The sequence below is a fragment of the Streptomyces sp. NPDC088817 genome, assembly GCF_044750345.1.
In the GTDB taxonomy this organism is placed as follows: Bacteria; Actinomycetota; Actinomycetes; order Streptomycetales; family Streptomycetaceae; genus Streptomyces.
On record NZ_JBIVJN010000011.1, the window covers coordinates 261567 to 276381 of the forward strand.

The 14815-nt window shown below is 71.3% G+C and carries 15 protein-coding genes; 6 read left to right on the forward strand and 9 right to left on the reverse strand.

Annotated features, from left to right (window positions below; all coding sequences use genetic code 11):
- Window positions 1-330: 330 nt before the first annotated feature.
- From ACIP4X_RS21925 to ACIP4X_RS21935, 3 genes are all read right to left on the reverse strand, one after another.
- Window positions 331-2547, reverse strand: a complete 2217-nt coding sequence (locus ACIP4X_RS21925; RefSeq protein WP_401350085.1) for an NADP-dependent isocitrate dehydrogenase — start codon at window positions 2545-2547, stop codon at window positions 331-333.
- Between the two features lie 145 nt (window positions 2548-2692).
- Window positions 2693-3457, reverse strand: a complete 765-nt coding sequence (locus tag ACIP4X_RS21930) for a crotonase/enoyl-CoA hydratase family protein (protein ID WP_358737802.1) — start codon at window positions 3455-3457, stop codon at window positions 2693-2695.
- Between the two features lie 106 nt (window positions 3458-3563).
- Entirely contained in the window at window positions 3564-4481 is a 918-nt protein-coding gene (locus ACIP4X_RS21935) for a lysylphosphatidylglycerol synthase transmembrane domain-containing protein (RefSeq protein ID WP_358737800.1), read from the reverse strand.
- Window positions 4482-4715: 234 nt separating this feature from the next.
- On the opposite strand from ACIP4X_RS21935, the gene ACIP4X_RS21940 reads away from it, so the two are divergent.
- Window positions 4716-6599, forward strand: a complete 1884-nt coding sequence (locus ACIP4X_RS21940; protein ID WP_401350127.1) for an ABC transporter ATP-binding protein — start codon at window positions 4716-4718, stop codon at window positions 6597-6599.
- A gap of 26 nt (window positions 6600-6625) precedes the next feature.
- On the opposite strand, the gene ACIP4X_RS21945 is transcribed toward ACIP4X_RS21940, so the two are convergent.
- Window positions 6626-7270, reverse strand: coding sequence for a DedA family protein (locus ACIP4X_RS21945; RefSeq protein ID WP_401350089.1), 645 nt, complete (start codon window positions 7268-7270; stop codon window positions 6626-6628).
- Window positions 7271-7493: 223 nt separating this feature from the next.
- On the opposite strand from ACIP4X_RS21945, the gene ACIP4X_RS21950 reads away from it, so the two are divergent.
- On the forward strand, window positions 7494-8249 hold the full coding sequence (locus ACIP4X_RS21950; protein ID WP_358737798.1) for a DUF6585 family protein: 756 nt from the start codon (window positions 7494-7496) through the stop codon (window positions 8247-8249).
- A gap of 97 nt (window positions 8250-8346) precedes the next feature.
- Here the strand turns inward: ACIP4X_RS21950 and ACIP4X_RS21955 are convergent, their stop codons facing one another.
- The 3 genes from ACIP4X_RS21955 to ACIP4X_RS21965 are packed head-to-tail and all read right to left on the reverse strand — an operon-like array spanning window position 8347 to window position 9931.
- A complete protein-coding gene (locus ACIP4X_RS21955) occupies window positions 8347-8769 on the reverse strand; it encodes an arsenate reductase ArsC (RefSeq protein ID WP_358737796.1) in 423 nt (140 codons plus the stop codon).
- Window positions 8766-9656: an aquaporin gene (locus ACIP4X_RS21960; protein WP_401350129.1), complete on the reverse strand. Its 891-nt coding sequence runs from the start codon at window positions 9654-9656 to the stop codon at window positions 8766-8768. Before ACIP4X_RS21960 ends, ACIP4X_RS21955 begins: the two co-directional genes overlap by 4 nt.
- On the reverse strand, window positions 9551-9931 hold the full coding sequence (locus ACIP4X_RS21965) for a metalloregulator ArsR/SmtB family transcription factor (RefSeq protein WP_358737792.1): 381 nt from the start codon (window positions 9929-9931) through the stop codon (window positions 9551-9553). The genes ACIP4X_RS21960 and ACIP4X_RS21965 overlap by 106 nt, the downstream gene beginning before the upstream one ends.
- 79 nt (window positions 9932-10010) lie before the next feature.
- Between ACIP4X_RS21965 and ACIP4X_RS21970 the strand changes: the two genes are divergently transcribed.
- Window positions 10011-10430 carry an ArsI/CadI family heavy metal resistance metalloenzyme gene (locus ACIP4X_RS21970; RefSeq protein WP_358737790.1) on the forward strand — a complete coding sequence of 140 codons (420 nt, stop codon included), beginning with the start codon at window positions 10011-10013 and terminating at the stop codon, window positions 10428-10430.
- A gap of 486 nt (window positions 10431-10916) precedes the next feature.
- Here ACIP4X_RS21970 and ACIP4X_RS21975 read toward each other — a convergent pair whose 3' ends face one another.
- The gene (locus ACIP4X_RS21975; protein ID WP_401350094.1) at window positions 10917-11663 is read right to left on the reverse strand and encodes an NUDIX hydrolase; all 747 of its coding nucleotides are present in this window, start codon (window positions 11661-11663) and stop codon (window positions 10917-10919) included.
- A gap of 268 nt (window positions 11664-11931) precedes the next feature.
- On the opposite strand from ACIP4X_RS21975, the gene ACIP4X_RS21980 reads away from it, so the two are divergent.
- Window positions 11932-12717 carry a helix-turn-helix domain-containing protein gene (locus ACIP4X_RS21980; protein ID WP_401350097.1) on the forward strand — a complete coding sequence of 262 codons (786 nt, stop codon included), beginning with the start codon at window positions 11932-11934 and terminating at the stop codon, window positions 12715-12717.
- Window positions 12714-12896 carry a DUF397 domain-containing protein gene (locus tag ACIP4X_RS21985; RefSeq protein ID WP_358737787.1) on the forward strand — a complete coding sequence of 61 codons (183 nt, stop codon included), beginning with the start codon at window positions 12714-12716 and terminating at the stop codon, window positions 12894-12896. The genes ACIP4X_RS21980 and ACIP4X_RS21985 overlap by 4 nt, the downstream gene beginning before the upstream one ends.
- Before the next feature lie 445 nt (window positions 12897-13341).
- Here ACIP4X_RS21985 and ACIP4X_RS21990 read toward each other — a convergent pair whose 3' ends face one another.
- Window positions 13342-13695, reverse strand: a complete 354-nt coding sequence (locus ACIP4X_RS21990) for a maleylpyruvate isomerase N-terminal domain-containing protein (protein WP_358737785.1) — start codon at window positions 13693-13695, stop codon at window positions 13342-13344.
- Window positions 13696-13963: 268 nt separating this feature from the next.
- Here ACIP4X_RS21990 and ACIP4X_RS21995 point away from each other — a divergent pair, with 268 nt between their 5' ends.
- Window positions 13964-14755: a DNA-formamidopyrimidine glycosylase family protein gene (locus ACIP4X_RS21995; RefSeq protein WP_358737816.1), complete on the forward strand. Its 792-nt coding sequence runs from the start codon at window positions 13964-13966 to the stop codon at window positions 14753-14755.
- Window positions 14756-14815: the final 60 nt, after the last annotated feature.

The window sequence follows — 14815 nt, forward strand, 5'->3', positions numbered from 1 at the left end:
CGGTCACAGCACCAGGGGTGTCCCGGGCAGACGGAAGCGCGTGCGGGACCCGCGGGAGGCGAGAGGAAGGAGAGTTGCCTGTGGGCTTCGGGGCAGGTCAGCCGGCGAGGCGACAACCCATGCTGGTGACACGTCCGTAGTCGACGTGGCGGCGGCTCACGAGCGCGATCATGCGAACAGGTAAGCACAGGGCTCCAGCGGCGCACCAGCGCCGGAGCGGGGACGACACACAGCCGTCACAAAAGGGCTCCGCCCCGGCCGGCGGAATGCCGGTCGGGGCGGAGCGGTGAGGACCGCCGGGCCCGGCGGGGTGCCGGCGCCCGGGTCGTCTCAGAGGGCGGCCAGAGCCGCGTTCCAGGTGGCCGAGGGGCGCATGACCTGGGCGGCCTTGGCCGGGTCGGGCTGGTAGTAGCCGCCGATCTCGGCCGGCTTGCCCTGGACGGCGACCAGCTCGTCGACGATCTTCCGCTCGTTGGCGGCGAGACTCTCGGCGAGCGGTGCGAACGCCTTGGCCAGACCGGCGTCGTCGGTCTGCTTCGCCAGCTCCTGCGCCCAGTACAGGGACAGGTAGAAGTGGCTGCCGCGGTTGTCGATGCCGCCGACGCGACGGGTCGGGGACTTGTCCTCGTTGAGGAAGGTCGCCGTGGCCCGGTCGAGGGTGTCGGCGAGCACCTTGGCGCGGGCGTTGCCGGTGGCCTCGGCGTACTGCTCCAGGGACGGCACCAGGGCGAAGAACTCGCCCAGGGAGTCCCAGCGCAGGTAGTCCTCCTTGACGAGCTGCTGCACGTGCTTCGGCGCGGAGCCGCCGGCGCCCGTCTCGAACAGGCCGCCGCCCGCCATCAGCGGGACCACGGAGAGCATCTTGGCGCTGGTGCCCAGCTCCAGGATCGGGAACAGGTCGGTGAGGTAGTCGCGCAGCACGTTGCCGGTGACCGAGATGGTGTTCTCACCGCGGCGGATGCGCTCCACCGACAGCTTCGTCGCCTCGACCGGGGACAGGATCCTGATGTCCAGGCCCTCGGTGTCGTGCTCCGGCAGGTACTGCTTGATCTTGGCGATCAGGTTGGCGTCGTGGGCGCGGCCCTCGTCCAGCCAGAACACGGCCGGGTCGCCGGTGGCGCGGGCGCGGGTGACGGCCAGCTTCACCCAGTCCTTGATCGGGGCGTCCTTGGTCTGGCAGGCGCGGAAGATGTCACCGGCCGAGACGGTCAGTTCGAGCACGGCGTCGCCGGCCTGGTCGACCAGGCGGACGGTGCCGGTGACCGGGATCTCGAAGGTCTTGTCGTGGCTGCCGTACTCCTCGGCCTTCTGCGCCATGAGGCCGACGTTCGGGACCGAGCCCATGGTCGACGGGTCGTAGGCGCCGTGGGCGCGGCAGTCGTCGATCACGGCCTGGTAGACGCCCGCGTAGCTGGAGTCCGGGATGACCGCGAGGGTGTCGTGCTCCTGGCCGTCCGGGCCCCACATGTGGCCGGAGGTGCGGATCATGGCCGGCATGGAGGCGTCGACGATCACGTCGGAGGGGACGTGCAGGTTGGTGATGCCCTTGTCGGAGTCGACCATGGCCAGCTCCGGGCCCTCGGCGAGCTCGGCGTCGAAGGAGGCCTTGATCTCGGCGCCCTCGGGCAGGTTCTCCAGGCCCTTGTAGATGCCGCCCAGACCGTCGTTCGGGGTCAGGCCGGCCGCGGCGAACGTCTCGCCGTACTTCGCGAACGTCTTCGGGAAGAAGGCGCGCACCACGTGACCGAAGACGATCGGGTCGGAGACCTTCATCATCGTGGCCTTCAGGTGCACGGAGAACAGGACGCCCTCCTGCTTGGCGCGGGCGACCTGGGCGGTCAGGAACTCGCGCAGCGCGGCGACGCGCATCACGGAGGCGTCCACGACCTCGCCCTCGAGGACGGGCACGGACTCGCGCAGCACGGTGGTGGAGCCGTCGTCGCCCTTCAGCTCGATGCGCAGCGCGCCGTCCTCGGCGATCACGACGGACTTCTCGGTGGAGCGGAAGTCGTCGACGCCCATGGTCGCCACGTTGGTGAGGGACGCGGAGGTCCAGGCGCCCATGCGGTGCGGGTGGGTCTTGGCGTAGTTCTTCACCGAGGCGGGGGCGCGGCGGTCGGAGTTGCCCTCGCGCAGCACCGGGTTCACCGCGGAGCCCTTGACCTTGTCGTAACGGGCGCGGATCACCCGCTCCTCGTCGGTCTTCGGGGCGTCCGGGTAGTCCGGCAGCGCGTAACCCTGGCCCTGGAGCTCGGCGACCGCGGCCTTGAGCTGAGGGATCGAGGCCGAGATGTTCGGCAGCTTGATGATGTTGGCCTCGGGCGTCTTGGCGAGCTCGCCCAGCTCGGTCAGCGCGTCCGGGATCCGCTGGTCCTCGGCGAGGTACTCCGGGAACACGGCGATGATGCGCCCGGCCAGCGAGATGTCACGCGTCTCCACCGTGACACCCGCCTGCGAGGCGTACGCCTGGACCACCGGCAGGAAGGAATACGTCGCCAGGGCCGGGGCCTCGTCAGTGTGTGTGTAGATGATGGTCGAGTCAGTCACCGGGTGCTCCGCTCCACGTCTGCAACATTGCTCGACATCAAGATATCTCGTGACGGCCCCCGACTCGACAGGGGTCCGCCCCCGATCGGGAGGGCGGGCTCACTCTTCTCAGGAAGGGGCGCTCGGCCGTCTCCGCGGGGCGGGCTCAGTCGTCCGCGAACGAGCCGTGCCGTCCCGCACCCGCGGCGAACCGGGCCGCGCCCCGGAGGCCCTCGGCCAGAACGCCCGTGCCGTGCCGGAGTTCCCCGCGCAGGGCCGACGACTCGTCCAGGGACTCCTGCTCCAGGACCGAGGCGCGGTCCGCACGCAGGCAGGCCTGGGGGAACCCGGCGAGCCGGGCGGCCAGCGACTCGGCCTCGGCGCGGGCACGGCCCGTGGGCACGAGCCGGTTCACCAGGCCCGTCTCGTACGCCTCGCGGGCCGGGACAGGCCGTCCGGTGAGGATCATGTCCATGGCGCGGCTGGTGCCGATCAGCCGGGGCAGCCGTACCGTGCCGCCGTCGATCAGCGGCACGCCCCAGCGGCGGCAGAACACTCCGAACACGGCGTCCTCCTCCGCCACCCGCAGATCGCACCAGAGCGCCAGTTCCAGACCGCCCGCCACGGCATGTCCGGCCACCGCCGCGATCACCGGCTTGGACAACCGCATCCGGGTCGGCCCCATCGGCCCGTCGCCGTCCTCCGCGACCCGGTTGCCCCGTTCACTCCCGACCGCCTTCAGGTCCGCGCCCGCGCAGAACGTGCCGCCCTCGCCCCACAGCACGGCCACCCTGGCCTCCTCGTCGGACTCGAACCTGCGAAAGGCGTCGGCGAGTTCGGCGGCGGTCGGGCCGTCCACCGCGTTGCGGGCGCCGGGCCGGGACAGGACGACCGTGGTGACGTACCCCTGGCGCTCGATCCGCACCGGCATGGCGTCGACCTCCTGCTGCGTGCTGGGACGGGCAGGTTACTCCTCGGTCACCTCACGCGGGAGACGGGAGTACGGGCCGGTGCCGGAGCCTCGGGAGGGGGAGAGGTCAGATGACCTTCAGCCGGACCAGCGCCCCCAACGTGAGCGCCCCCGGCAGCAGCGGCAGCCAGACGGTGATGATCCGGTAGGCCACCACCACCGCCGTCACGACCACGGCCGGCCCGCCCGCCGCCACCAGCGCCACGACGAGCGCCGCCTCCACCGAACCGATCCCGCCGGGCGTGGGCACCAGCGCGACCGCCGTGGTGGCCGCCAGATACGCCAGCGCCATGTACACGGACGGCACCGGCAGCGCCAGCGCCCGCCCCACCGCGACCAGGGAGACCGCCTGCAGGGCAGGGAAGGCCAGCGAGCCGCCCCACAGCGCGAGCGCCCGCGCCGGACGCGCGTGCACCGACCGTGCCTCGCTCAGCGCCGTGCGCACGAACGCGGCCACCGCCGCGCGCAGCCGCCGTACGCACAACGCCACCCCGGTCGCGGCGATCAGGACCCCGCCCACGGTGTACAGCAGCGGACCGGCCATGCCCGAGGGCAGCAGGCCGCCGAGCCGCAGCGCGTCCGGGAACGCGAGCAGCAGCGCGGCGAGCAGGGCAAGCCGGGCGATGCTCTCCGCGAGCATGTACAGCGCGAGCGCGGCGGAGGACCGGGCCAGGGAGACCCCGCACACCGTCAGGAACCGCAGGTTCACCGCGCTCGCCCCGAGGCCGGTCGGCAGCAGGTGGTTGGCGGCGCCGGCCGCGAACTGGGTGGCGAGCAGCCGCCGTCTCGGCAACCGCTGCACGACCGCGCCCTGCCGGGTCACGGCCGCCGCGACCCAGGTCAGACAGGTCGTGCCGACCGCGGCCAGCAGCCACGGCCACTCGGCGGTCCGCAGGTGCGCGAAGCCCTCGGCCAGCACCGACCGGTGCCGCACCGCGGCCACCGCCACCAGCAGCACCGGCAGCAGGCACAGCACCTGGCGCACGGGCAGGCGCCGTGGAAGCCTTCCTGGCCGCAGATCGGGGACGGGGAGTTCGACCGCTGTCGCATCCGGGGTCACATCCGAAGAGGTTCCCCCCGCCGCGTCAACGCCGGGTGGCGGAACCGAGGACGGCGCCTTACGAGCGGGAAGCGGGTGGACAGGCGGAGTCGCCGGAGCCTTCGGGGTGCGCACATTGACCTCAACGAAGCTTGAGGTTCTAGGTTCTCCTTCATGAGTATGGAGACCACCGCCTGGACGCAGCTGCACAGCGTCATGACCGCCCAGCAGGAGCGGCGCCCGTTCGCCCGTGCGACGCTGCGCCGCATCGGCGCGTTCGCCCGCCCCCACCGCCGCCGTATCGCGCGGTTCGTCGCCCTCGGGGTGGTGACCGCGCTGCTCGCGGTGGCGACCCCGGTGCTCGCCGGACGCGTCGTCGACGTGATCGTGTCCCGCGGCGACCAGGGCACCGTCGTACGGCTGGCCCTGCTCATCGCCCTGATCGCGGTGGCCGAGGCGGCGTTCGGCGTGCTCGGCAGACGTCTTTCGGCCACGCTCGGCGAGGGACTCATCCTCGATCTGCGCACCGCGGTGTTCGACCATGTCCAGCGCATGCCGGTGGCGTTCTTCACGCGCACGCGTACGGGGGCGCTCGTCTCCCGGCTCAACAACGACGTCATCGGCGCCCAGCGGGCCTTCAGCAACACCCTCTCGGGGGTCGTCAGCAACGTGGTCACGCTGCTGCTCACCCTCGCCGTGATGCTCACCCTGTCCTGGCAGATCACCCTGCTCGCGCTCGTACTGCTCCCGGTGTTCGTGGTGCCGGCCCGGCGGATGGGCAGCCGGATGGCCCGTATGCAGCGGGAGGCGGCCATGCTGAACGCGGCGATGGGCACCCGGATGACCGAGCGCTTCTCCGCCCCCGGAGCCACCCTGGTCAAGCTCTTCGGCCGCCCCGAGCAGGAGTCGGAGGAGTTCGCGGCCCGCGCCGGCCGGGTACGGGACATCGGCGTCCGTACGGCGACGGCGCAGTCCGCCTTCATCACCGCGCTCACCCTGGTGTCCTCGCTGGCGCTGGCCCTGGTCTACGGCCTCGGCGGGTACTTCGCCCTGCGCGGCACCCTGGAGCCGGGCGCCGTCGTGTCGCTCGCCCTGCTGCTGACCCGCCTGTACGCGCCGCTCACCGCGCTCGCCGGGGCGCGCGTCGAGGTGATGAGCGCCCTGGTCAGCTTCGAACGGGTCTTCGAGGTGCTCGACCTCAAGCCGCTGATCGAGGAGAAGCCGGACGCGCGCGAGGTGCCCGGGGGACCCCTCGCCGTGGAGTTCGACGGCGTCCGCTTCGGCTACCCGTCCGCCGACAAGGTCTCCCTCGCCTCCCTCGAGGAGGTCGCCGGCCTCGACACCCGCAGCCACGCCGAGGTCCTGCACGGCGTCTCCTTCCGCGCCGAGGCCGGGCAGACCGTCGCCCTCGTCGGCTCCTCCGGCGCCGGCAAGTCCACGATCGCGCAACTGCTGCCGCGCCTGTACGACGTCGACGAGGGCGCCGTGCGCATCGGCGGAGTCGACGTACGCGACCTGACCTCCGCGTCCCTGCGGGCCACCCTCGGCATGGTCACCCAGGACGGCCACCTCTTCCACGACTCCGTGCGCGCCAACCTGCTGCTGGCCCGCCCGGCCGCGACCGACGCGGAACTGTGGGACGCCCTGCGCCGGGCCCGCCTCGACGACCTCGTACGCTCCCTGCCCGACGGCCTCGACACGGTCGTCGGCGAGCGTGGCTACCGCCTGTCCGGCGGCGAGCGCCAGCGGATGACCATCGCCCGGCTGCTGCTGGCCCGCCAGCGGGTGGTCATCCTCGACGAGGCCACCGCCCACCTCGACAACACCTCGGAGGCGGCCGTCCAGGAGGCGCTGGCCGAGGCTCTGGAGGGCCGGACCGCGGTGGTGATCGCCCACCGGCTGTCCACGGTGCGGACCGCCGACCTCATCCTGGTCGTCGAGGGCGGACTGATCGTCGAACGCGGAGCCCACGACGAACTGCTGGCGGCGGGGGGCCGGTACGCGGAGCTGTACCGGACGCAGTACGAGCAGCGGGCGGAGGAGGCGCGGGAGGCGGTGGCGTAGGCCTTCAGACGTGGGGCCGGGGGCGCTCACCCCGAGGGCGGCTGCCGGATGTGCCGTGTACGCCGTACCTGCACCAGCAGCGGCACGAGGGAGAGCACGACGAGCACGGCGACCATGACCAGGACGTAGTCGCCGATGCGCGGCACCGACGCTCCCAGGCCGTATCCCGCCAGCACCAGGCTCTGGGACCAGAGCACGCCTCCGACGGTCGCCCAGAGCGTGAAGGTCCGCGTGGGCACGCCGAGCGCCCCGGCCGCGGGGTGCAGAACGCTCCGCAGCATGGGGATGAAGCGTCCGATGACCAGCGCCTTGGCCTGCCCGTAGCGGGCCAGGAGCTCCTGCGCCCGCGCGGCCCGTTCCTTCAGCCGCCTGTTGGAGGTGCGGGCCAGCAGGGTCCGCCCGCCCCGCCGCCCGAGCAGGAACCCCACCTGCCCGCCGGCAACCGCGCCCACGGCGCCGCACACGAGCACCTGCCACAACGCCATCCGCGGCGCCTGGGAGTCGGTCTGCGCGCACAGCACACCGGCCGGGATCAGCAGCGTGTCACCGGGAAGGAAGAAGCCGACCACGATCAGACCCGACTCGGCGAAGGTCACGACCAGGACTCCCAGCGCACCGAAGGCGGCCAGCACCGAGGCACTGTCCGTCGGGTTGACGGCGGAGACCGTCATCGCCTCATGGCCCTCCTCACCGCCCACACGCCGGGCCCTTCCTGAACGAGTACCCCCGAGGCACCGCCGCGAGTGCGGTTGCCGACGGTCGGTTCGGCGAAACGGCGTCTTGAAGTGCTCGTATTCCGGCATCTGCCGGGAGGCACCCCGATGTGTGCGAGCGGCGGTCCTGGCCGCACAATGATCGCCGAATCCCTGATCACTTCGGCGAGGAGCACGGCTCATGGCAGGACCCACCGCTCAGCAGGACCCCGGGCAGGCGACAGCGCATCACACGGCGCTCCCGGGGACCGAAGGGCTTGGGCAACTGCGGGAGACATTCCTGCCGAAGCGCATCAGCGCATGGCGGACAGCCCTCATGATGGTCATGGGGATCGTCGCCATGGTCCTTCCCCCCTTCGGCGTCTACTTCTTCTGGCTCGCCTTCAGGACGCCCAACCTCTCGCGCAAGCAGGCCGCCCGCCGGCTGCACCTCTTCGAGCACGGCCTGGCCGAGGTGGGAAGGAACGGTGAGGTCTCCGTCTTCCGCTGGGACTCGATGACGGTGCTCCAGGAGATCACCGAGCGGTACGCGAACGGCATGTACGTCGGGACCACCTACGTGTACACGCTCCACCGTGCTGACGGTACGACGCTCAAGGTCACCGAGTTCTACGAGCGGCCCGAGTGCTGGGGCCCGGCGTTCCAGCAGGAGATCACCCGGACGCAACTGCCCGGGCTGCTGACCAGACTGGAGCACGGCGAGACCCTGACCTACGGGACCGTCTCGGTGAACCCGGGCGGTGCGGCCACGCCCAAGGGCAGCCTGACCTGGGCGGAGATCGAGAAGGTCGAGATGTCCCAGGGCATGCTGGTACTGCGCAAGCACGGCAAGAAGCTGCCCTGGGCCCAGGTGCAGGTCAAGAGGATCCCGAACCTCTTCCTCCTCCTCACCCTCATCGACCACCTCCGCTACGGCGGCCAGGGCGGTCACGCCTGACCACCGAAGCACGGACAGCACTCCGGGGCCGCCCTGAGCGGCCCCGGACGCGTTCAGGGGCGCGTACGCCCTGTGCCACGGCGGTGCTGCGACGTGGTCACACCCGGCTCGCCCGGGCGATCTCACCGAGCAGGCCGCGGACGCGCTTCTCGATCTCGTCGCGGATGGGGCGGACGGCGGCGACTCCTCGTCCGGCCGGGTCGGGCAGCTCCCAGTCGAGGTAGAGCTTGCCGGGGAAGACCGGGCAGGTGTCGCCGCAGCCCATCGTGATGACCACGTCGGACGTCCGGACGGCTTCGGCGGTCAGAACCTTGGGCACCTCGGCCGAGATGTCGATCCCGGCTTCCGCCATGGCCTCGGCGACGGCCGGATTGACGGTGTCGGCCGGAGCGGACCCGGCGGAGCGCACCTGTACGCGGTCGCCCGCGAGGTGCGTGAGGAACGCGGCGGCCATCTGGGAGCGTCCGGCGTTGTGGACGCAGACGAACAGCACGGACGGACGCTCAGGGGAAGTGTTCACGGCGAGTGGTCCTTCTGGACAGTAACCGGTCGGGGGAGGGTGGGGGTGGCGGGTTCGGGTTCAGGTTCGGGTCCGCCCCGAAGAGGCACGGTGCCGGTCGACACGGGCGCCGGGCGCCCGAACACCGCGCTCACCAGCCCGAGTCCCAGCGCGGCACCGGCCAACTGGGCCGCGATGAACGGCCCGAGCGAGCCGGGCGCGATGCCGGCGAACGTGTCGGTGAAGGCCCGGCCGATGGTGACCGCCGGGTTCGTGAACGAGGTGGAGGACGTGAACCAGTAGGCCGCGCCGATGTAGGACGCCACGGCCACCGGGCCGAGGTGGTCGCGGTCGGTGCGGCCCAGCCCGAGGACCAGCAGGACGAGTCCGGCGGTCGCGACCACCTCGCCCAGCCACAGGTGACCGGCGAAGCGGTCGTGGGCGGACCACTGCACGAGCGGCCTGCCGAACATGGCGTCGGCCACGACGGCGCCGACGACGGCTCCCGCGATCTGGGCGGGAACGTAGGCGGCGACGTCCCGTGCGGTCGGCCCGCCCCCGCCGCGGCGTGCGCCGAGCCAGGCCGCGAGCGTGACGACCGGGTTGAAGTGCGCGCCGGACACCGGCCCGAGCAGCGCGATGAGCACGCCCAGGCCGAAGACCGTGGCCAGTGAGTTGGCCAGCAGTTGCACCCCGGCGTCCCGGGTCAGCTCGGTCGCCTGAATGCCGGAGCCGACGACCACGGCCACCAGGGCGGCCGACCCCACCGCCTCCGCCAGGGCCCGGCGAGCCGGCGAGGCACTCACGCGGGTGCCTCGGCCGTCCGTGACGTCTGGAGGAACGCGGCGAGCCGGTCGAGGGTGGCGGGCAGTGCCCAGTAGTAGACCCACGTGCCCCGACGCTCGCAGTCGATCAGACCGGCCTGCCGCAGCGACTTCAGGTGATGGGAGATCGTCGGCTGGGACAGGTCGAAGGCCGGAGTCAGGTCACAGACGCAGACCTCACCGCCGTCCCGCGAAGCGATCATCGACAGCAGGCGCAGCCGCACGGGGTCGCCCAGCGCCTTGAACAGCTTCGCCAACTCGACGGCCTGGGTCTCGTCCAAGGGCGCGGCCACCAGCCCGGGGCAGCATGTGCCGTCCGTGTCGCTCCGACCGAGCACGACAAACTCTTGCTTCGACATGCGTCTATGTTGACATCCTTCGATCCAGGTCACAAGGTTGCATCGAGAGACATCAATGCAACCCGATGGGAGCCATGTCATGTCCCGTGCTCAGCTCGCCCTGCGTGTCAGCGACCTCGAAGGGTCGATCGCCTTCTACTCGAAACTCTTCGGCACCGAACCGGCCAAGCGGCGCGAGGGCTACGCCAACTTCGCCATCGCCGAGCCGCCGCTCAAGCTCGTCCTGATCGAGGGCGAGCCCGGCCAGGAGACCCGCCTCGACCATCTGGGCGTCGAGGTGGACACCACCGAACAGGTCGCCGCGGCCACCGACCGCCTCAGGAACGCCGGACTGGCCACCTTCGAGCAGAACGACACCTCCTGCTGCTACGCCCTCCAGGACAAGGTCTGGGTCCACGGCCCCGGCCAAGAACCTTGGGAGGTCTACGTCGTGAAGTCCGACACGGACACCCTCGGCAAGAGCGCCACCCCGAGCGCAACCGGCGCCGGCTGCTGCTGATACACCAGGTCCGCCTGGTCGTTGGGGAGTGTCCGTGCGAGCTCGACGACGCTGCCGGGGGCAGCAACGTCGACGGCTCGTGGCCGGGCTGGACCCGCAAACCGGCGAGCCCGACCCCTATGCCGACATGTACCCCGTCACTGATGACTAAGGAAGGTCGGGTGGCGATGTCATCAGGGTGAGACGAACGCGGACGGCGATCCTGGTATCCCTGATGTGTCGCCGCCTCCTCCGAACACAGGACCGGAACCACTGGGTCCTGGCATCATCGGACACCCGCCTGGGCAGCCGACGCCCCGAAACACATGCGCGCCTGATCCGAGCCCAGCCGCCACCGCCTGTACGTCCCCTCCAACCGTGTCGGGACCCGGCGTCAGTCCCCGAGCAGACACCGCAGGGAATCGATCGTGCGTATGCCTCCCGCAAGATCCGAGTGGCTGCGGTCGCTACCGCTTGCGGGCCAGCAGCCAGCGATCTTCGACGACGTCATCCGAGGGGCGCGTACGGAGTGAAGTGGGCCGGCGTGTGGGTGATGGGGGGTAGGTCGGGGCGCCAGGATGTGAGGATCTGGGCGCTGCATACGAACACGCCCTGGGGCAGTTCGTGCAGGGGCCACCAGCGCCAGGTGCCCACGCTTTCGTTCGGCTGGTCGGCGGGTTCGCCCTGCCAGGACGTGACGACGGCGCCGACGGTGACGCGTACGACGTCGTCGACGTGGTCGAGGAGTGTGCCCAGCAGGGTCACGTCCTCGGGGCGCGTGACGAGCCCGGTCTCCTCGGCGAGTTCGCGTACGACGGTGTCGTGCAGGGACTCGCCGGGCTCGACGGTGCCCCCGGGCAGCTCCCAGGTGCCGTGCCGGTGGCGTCCCAGCAGCAGGCCCCGTTCGCCGAACACGATGGCTCCGACGCCGATCGCGGCGTGCGGCACGGGCGGCCGGGTGGTCCGTGGGCGGCTGGTCACAGGATGTCGGCTGGGCGTGTGGTCGCGTCGGGCTCGGACGAGTTGGAGGATCCCGGGGTTGTCGGGGTCCGGTGCGGTGAGGAGTTCGATTCCTTCCACCTGGAAGCCGTACTCGGTCAGGAGGTCCTCCCAGAGCCGCGGAGTGAGCACCCACATCCGTGTGGGGATCGGCTCCCCGTCGCGCAGCCGGATCAACTCCTGGCGCGGCGCCACCTCGTCGGACGGCCCCTGCGCGTCGGCGTCGGTGTGGAGGGCGGAGCACCGGACGATCATCGCCGAGCCCTGCCCGACCACCCCACCCGCGAGGAGATCACCGCCTTCCTGCGCGACCGCGAGTGACGCCTCCGGGGTGGGCGTCCACAGTCACGCGTGTGCTGTGACGCCGCCCGTACACGCCCTCGTGTACGGGTTCCAGGCGGGCCCGGCGCGTAACCCCTGCTCCGGGTCCGGCCGTTGTACTCGTTGCAAGAGGTGACGCGGTGTGACAAGGGGGTGTTCAGCCATGGCAGGTGGTGGCAGTGCGCTTGATTCGTCCGGCAGTATGAAGGCGTTCGGGGCGGCCCTGAAGGTCTTCCGTGAACGGGCCCTGCTGACGCAGGAACAGTTGGCCGAGAGGCTCAACTACTCGCATGCTTCTGTCGCTTCGGTGGAGCAGGGGCGGCGGATGCCCACCGCGACCTTCGTCGAGCGGGCGGAGGAGGCGCTGGAGTCGTTCGGTGTGCTGCGGGCCGTGGCCCGGCACGTGGGACGGCAGCGCGGGCTTGCGGTCTGGTTCCGGGAGTGGGCGCAGCTCGAGGAGGCGGCGGTCAGCCTGTGCACGTACGAGTGCCGGGTCGTGCCGGGGCTGCTCCAGACCGAGGCCCACACGCGCGCGGTGATGCTCAACGTGCCGCCTCCGCCCACGGAGGAGCAGTTGCAGGAGCGGATCGCCGCCCGGCTGGCGCGGCAGGAACTGTTGACGCGCAGGCCGCCGGTCGCGTTCAGTTTCATCGTCGAGGAGTCGGTACTGCTGCGGCAGACCGGAGGTGAGGAGGTCACCCGGGAACTGCTCGACCACCTCCTCGTCCGCACGCAACCGTGGAACGTGGAGCTGCAGATCATGCCGCAGCGGCAACCCCACCACGCGGGTACGGACGGTCCCATGCGGCTCCTGGAGACCCCGGAGCGCCAGTGGTTGGGGTACTCGGAGGGGCAGAAGACCGGGCAACTGGTTTCTGACCGGGAAGCGGTGAGCGTGATGCAGATGCGCTATGCCAAGATGCGCTCGCAGGCTCTGTCCCCCGCGGACTCGGCCGAGTTGTTGCAGCGGATGCGAGGAGCGCTATGAACACCGACAGTGCACTGGACTGGTTCAAGAGCAGCTACAGCGGGTCCGAGGGTGACGACTGCGTGGAAGTCGCACTCGCTCCCGGAGCCGTGCACGTACGCGACTCCAAGCGGAGTGACGGACCGCGGTTCGAGGTCGCCTCCCCGGCGTGGGCGGAGTTCCTCGGGTTCGTGGGGTAGTCCGGGCGCCGTGACTCAGTAGCCGCCGAGGAGGGCCCGTACGCTCCGCAGTGCCTCCGGGCCTGCGGTGCTGTGCCAGCGGGCGGGGTCGGCGGGCGGGGTCGGCGGGGCGGCGGCCCCACAGGAGGAGGACGCGGGTGGCCGCGTCGCTCTCGATCGTGGCCGGGCCCTCGGGAGCGGCGAACCGGATCGTGCCGCCGTCGGCGTCGGCCGTCACCACGATGTCGTCGGTGCCCGGCGTACGCAGGCGGCCCTCGACCCGCCCCTCGGGGCCCAGGTTCAGACCGGCGCGGCCCCGGACCAGCAAGGGCCGGCCCACCGACACCACGCTGTGCTCGGTCATCCACGACTCGTTGAGGGACCGCACGGCCGTCCGGTCGTCGCCGGTCAGGTCCCAGCGGTGGAGGATCAGTTCCTCACGCATGTGTTCCGCGAAGAAGGGGACCTACACGGACCGGCCGGTCCACATCACTTCCGTGTCCGGGGACAGGTCCCGTGCCGCGGCCGCCGCGACCTCGGTGAGCTGTTCACAGTTGGTCAAGAACGCCGCCCAGAGTTCGGTGTCCGACATCCGCCGGTAGGGAGCCTCGTGCGCGAAGCTCCTGGTCTCGACCGGTGTGCCCGCGTGAAACGCTCGCAGTACCCGGGCCGGCTCCTCGGCGTTCCCCGTCTGGTGGACCAGGATGTCGCGTACCGTCCACGCCTCGCACCACGTGCCGTCGTCGGGCCTTCGGCCCTGTACGGCGTGGACGAAGGGAGCCAGCTCGGGCAGCGTGTCGTCGACCTTGGACGGGATCACGTGCCATGGGTATCCCGGTCGGGCCGCAGGCCGAAACCGGCGGACGTCCGATCGGGGCACCGTGCCCCGATGCGTCCTGCCTCGGTGCGTCCTGCCTCGGGGCATCGTGGCTGCGGCGGAACGACGAGTGCGTGCGGTCGCCCTCCGCGGGTACCCGTCTCCGCGTGCGGCGGGCCGACGACCGTACGCCGACGACCATACGTCGATGACCGTACGCCGACGACGTACGACGAAGAGCCGCGACGAACGAGCCGATCGGGGCGAACGCATGCCCGAACTGCCGGATGTCGAGGGATTCCGCGAGGTGCTGATGACCTGCGGTTGTCAGCGGTGTGTCACGGACGTCGAGGTGCGGGACACCGGGGTGCTCCGGGGTGTCAGCGCGCGGCGGCTGCGGAGGGAGCTGACGGGCAGGCGTCTGGGTCAGGCGTGGCGGCACGGCAAGTGGCTGTTCGTGCCGGTCGGCGACGACGGTCCCGTACTGGTCTGGCTGGTCTGGCACTTCGGCATGACGGGATCACTGCGGTGCTGTGCCCCGGACGAGCCCCTCGCGCCGCACGACCGCATCGTGCTGACGCTCGACGACGCCCGGCATCTGCGCTATCGCGATCAACGCAAGCTCCAAGGCGTGCGGTTGGCCGACGGAGCGCAGCTCGCGCGGATCGTGGACGGTCTGGGGCCCGACGCCCTGACCGTGAGCCGGGCTGAGTTCCGGGACCTGTTGTCGGGACGGCGGCGCGCCGTCAAGAGCGCGTTGATGGACCAGTCCGTGATCGCGGGTCTCGGGAACCTCCTGTGCGACGAGATCCTCTGGCGGGCCCGGGTGGCACCCCGGACTCCGGCGGGGGAGCTGGGCGAGACCGCGCTTCGACGTGTCCATGCGGGGATGGGCAGGGTCCTGGAGTCGTCCGTCCGTGCCGGGTGCGTGCCGCCGAGGGAGTCCTGGCTCACCGGACAACGGGACGACCGCGTACCGATGTGTCCTCGCTGCGGGCGGCCCCTGTGCTCGAACCGCGTCGGCGGACGCCGCACGGTCTGGTGCCCGCGGTGCCAGGGATGAGCGGAACGGGCCGTTGCGGGGGGCGGAACCGATCATGGGATGATGACCGGCGACAAAAGG

Bases quoted from the DNA above. Each gene is read 5' to 3' on its own strand.
- ACIP4X_RS21930 (WP_358737802.1), bottom strand. From the start codon at position 3,457: ATGCCGGTGCGGATCGAGCGCCAGGGGTACGTCACCACGGTCGTCCTG.
- ACIP4X_RS21940 (WP_401350127.1), top strand. From the start codon at position 4,716: ATGGAGACCACCGCCTGGACGCAGCTGCACAGCGTCATGACCGCCCAG.
- ACIP4X_RS21945 (WP_401350089.1), bottom strand. From the start codon at position 7,270: ATGACGGTCTCCGCCGTCAACCCGACGGACAGTGCCTCGGTGCTGGCC.
- ACIP4X_RS21950 (WP_358737798.1), top strand. From the start codon at position 7,494: ATGGCAGGACCCACCGCTCAGCAGGACCCCGGGCAGGCGACAGCGCAT.
- ACIP4X_RS21965 (WP_358737792.1), bottom strand. From the start codon at position 9,931: ATGTCGAAGCAAGAGTTTGTCGTGCTCGGTCGGAGCGACACGGACGGC.
- ACIP4X_RS21970 (WP_358737790.1), top strand. From the start codon at position 10,011: ATGTCCCGTGCTCAGCTCGCCCTGCGTGTCAGCGACCTCGAAGGGTCG.
- ACIP4X_RS21975 (WP_401350094.1), bottom strand. From the start codon at position 11,663: ATGATCGTCCGGTGCTCCGCCCTCCACACCGACGCCGACGCGCAGGGG.
- ACIP4X_RS21980 (WP_401350097.1), top strand. From the start codon at position 11,932: ATGAAGGCGTTCGGGGCGGCCCTGAAGGTCTTCCGTGAACGGGCCCTG.
- ACIP4X_RS21985 (WP_358737787.1), top strand. From the start codon at position 12,714: ATGAACACCGACAGTGCACTGGACTGGTTCAAGAGCAGCTACAGCGGG.
- ACIP4X_RS21995 (WP_358737816.1), top strand. From the start codon at position 13,964: ATGCCCGAACTGCCGGATGTCGAGGGATTCCGCGAGGTGCTGATGACC.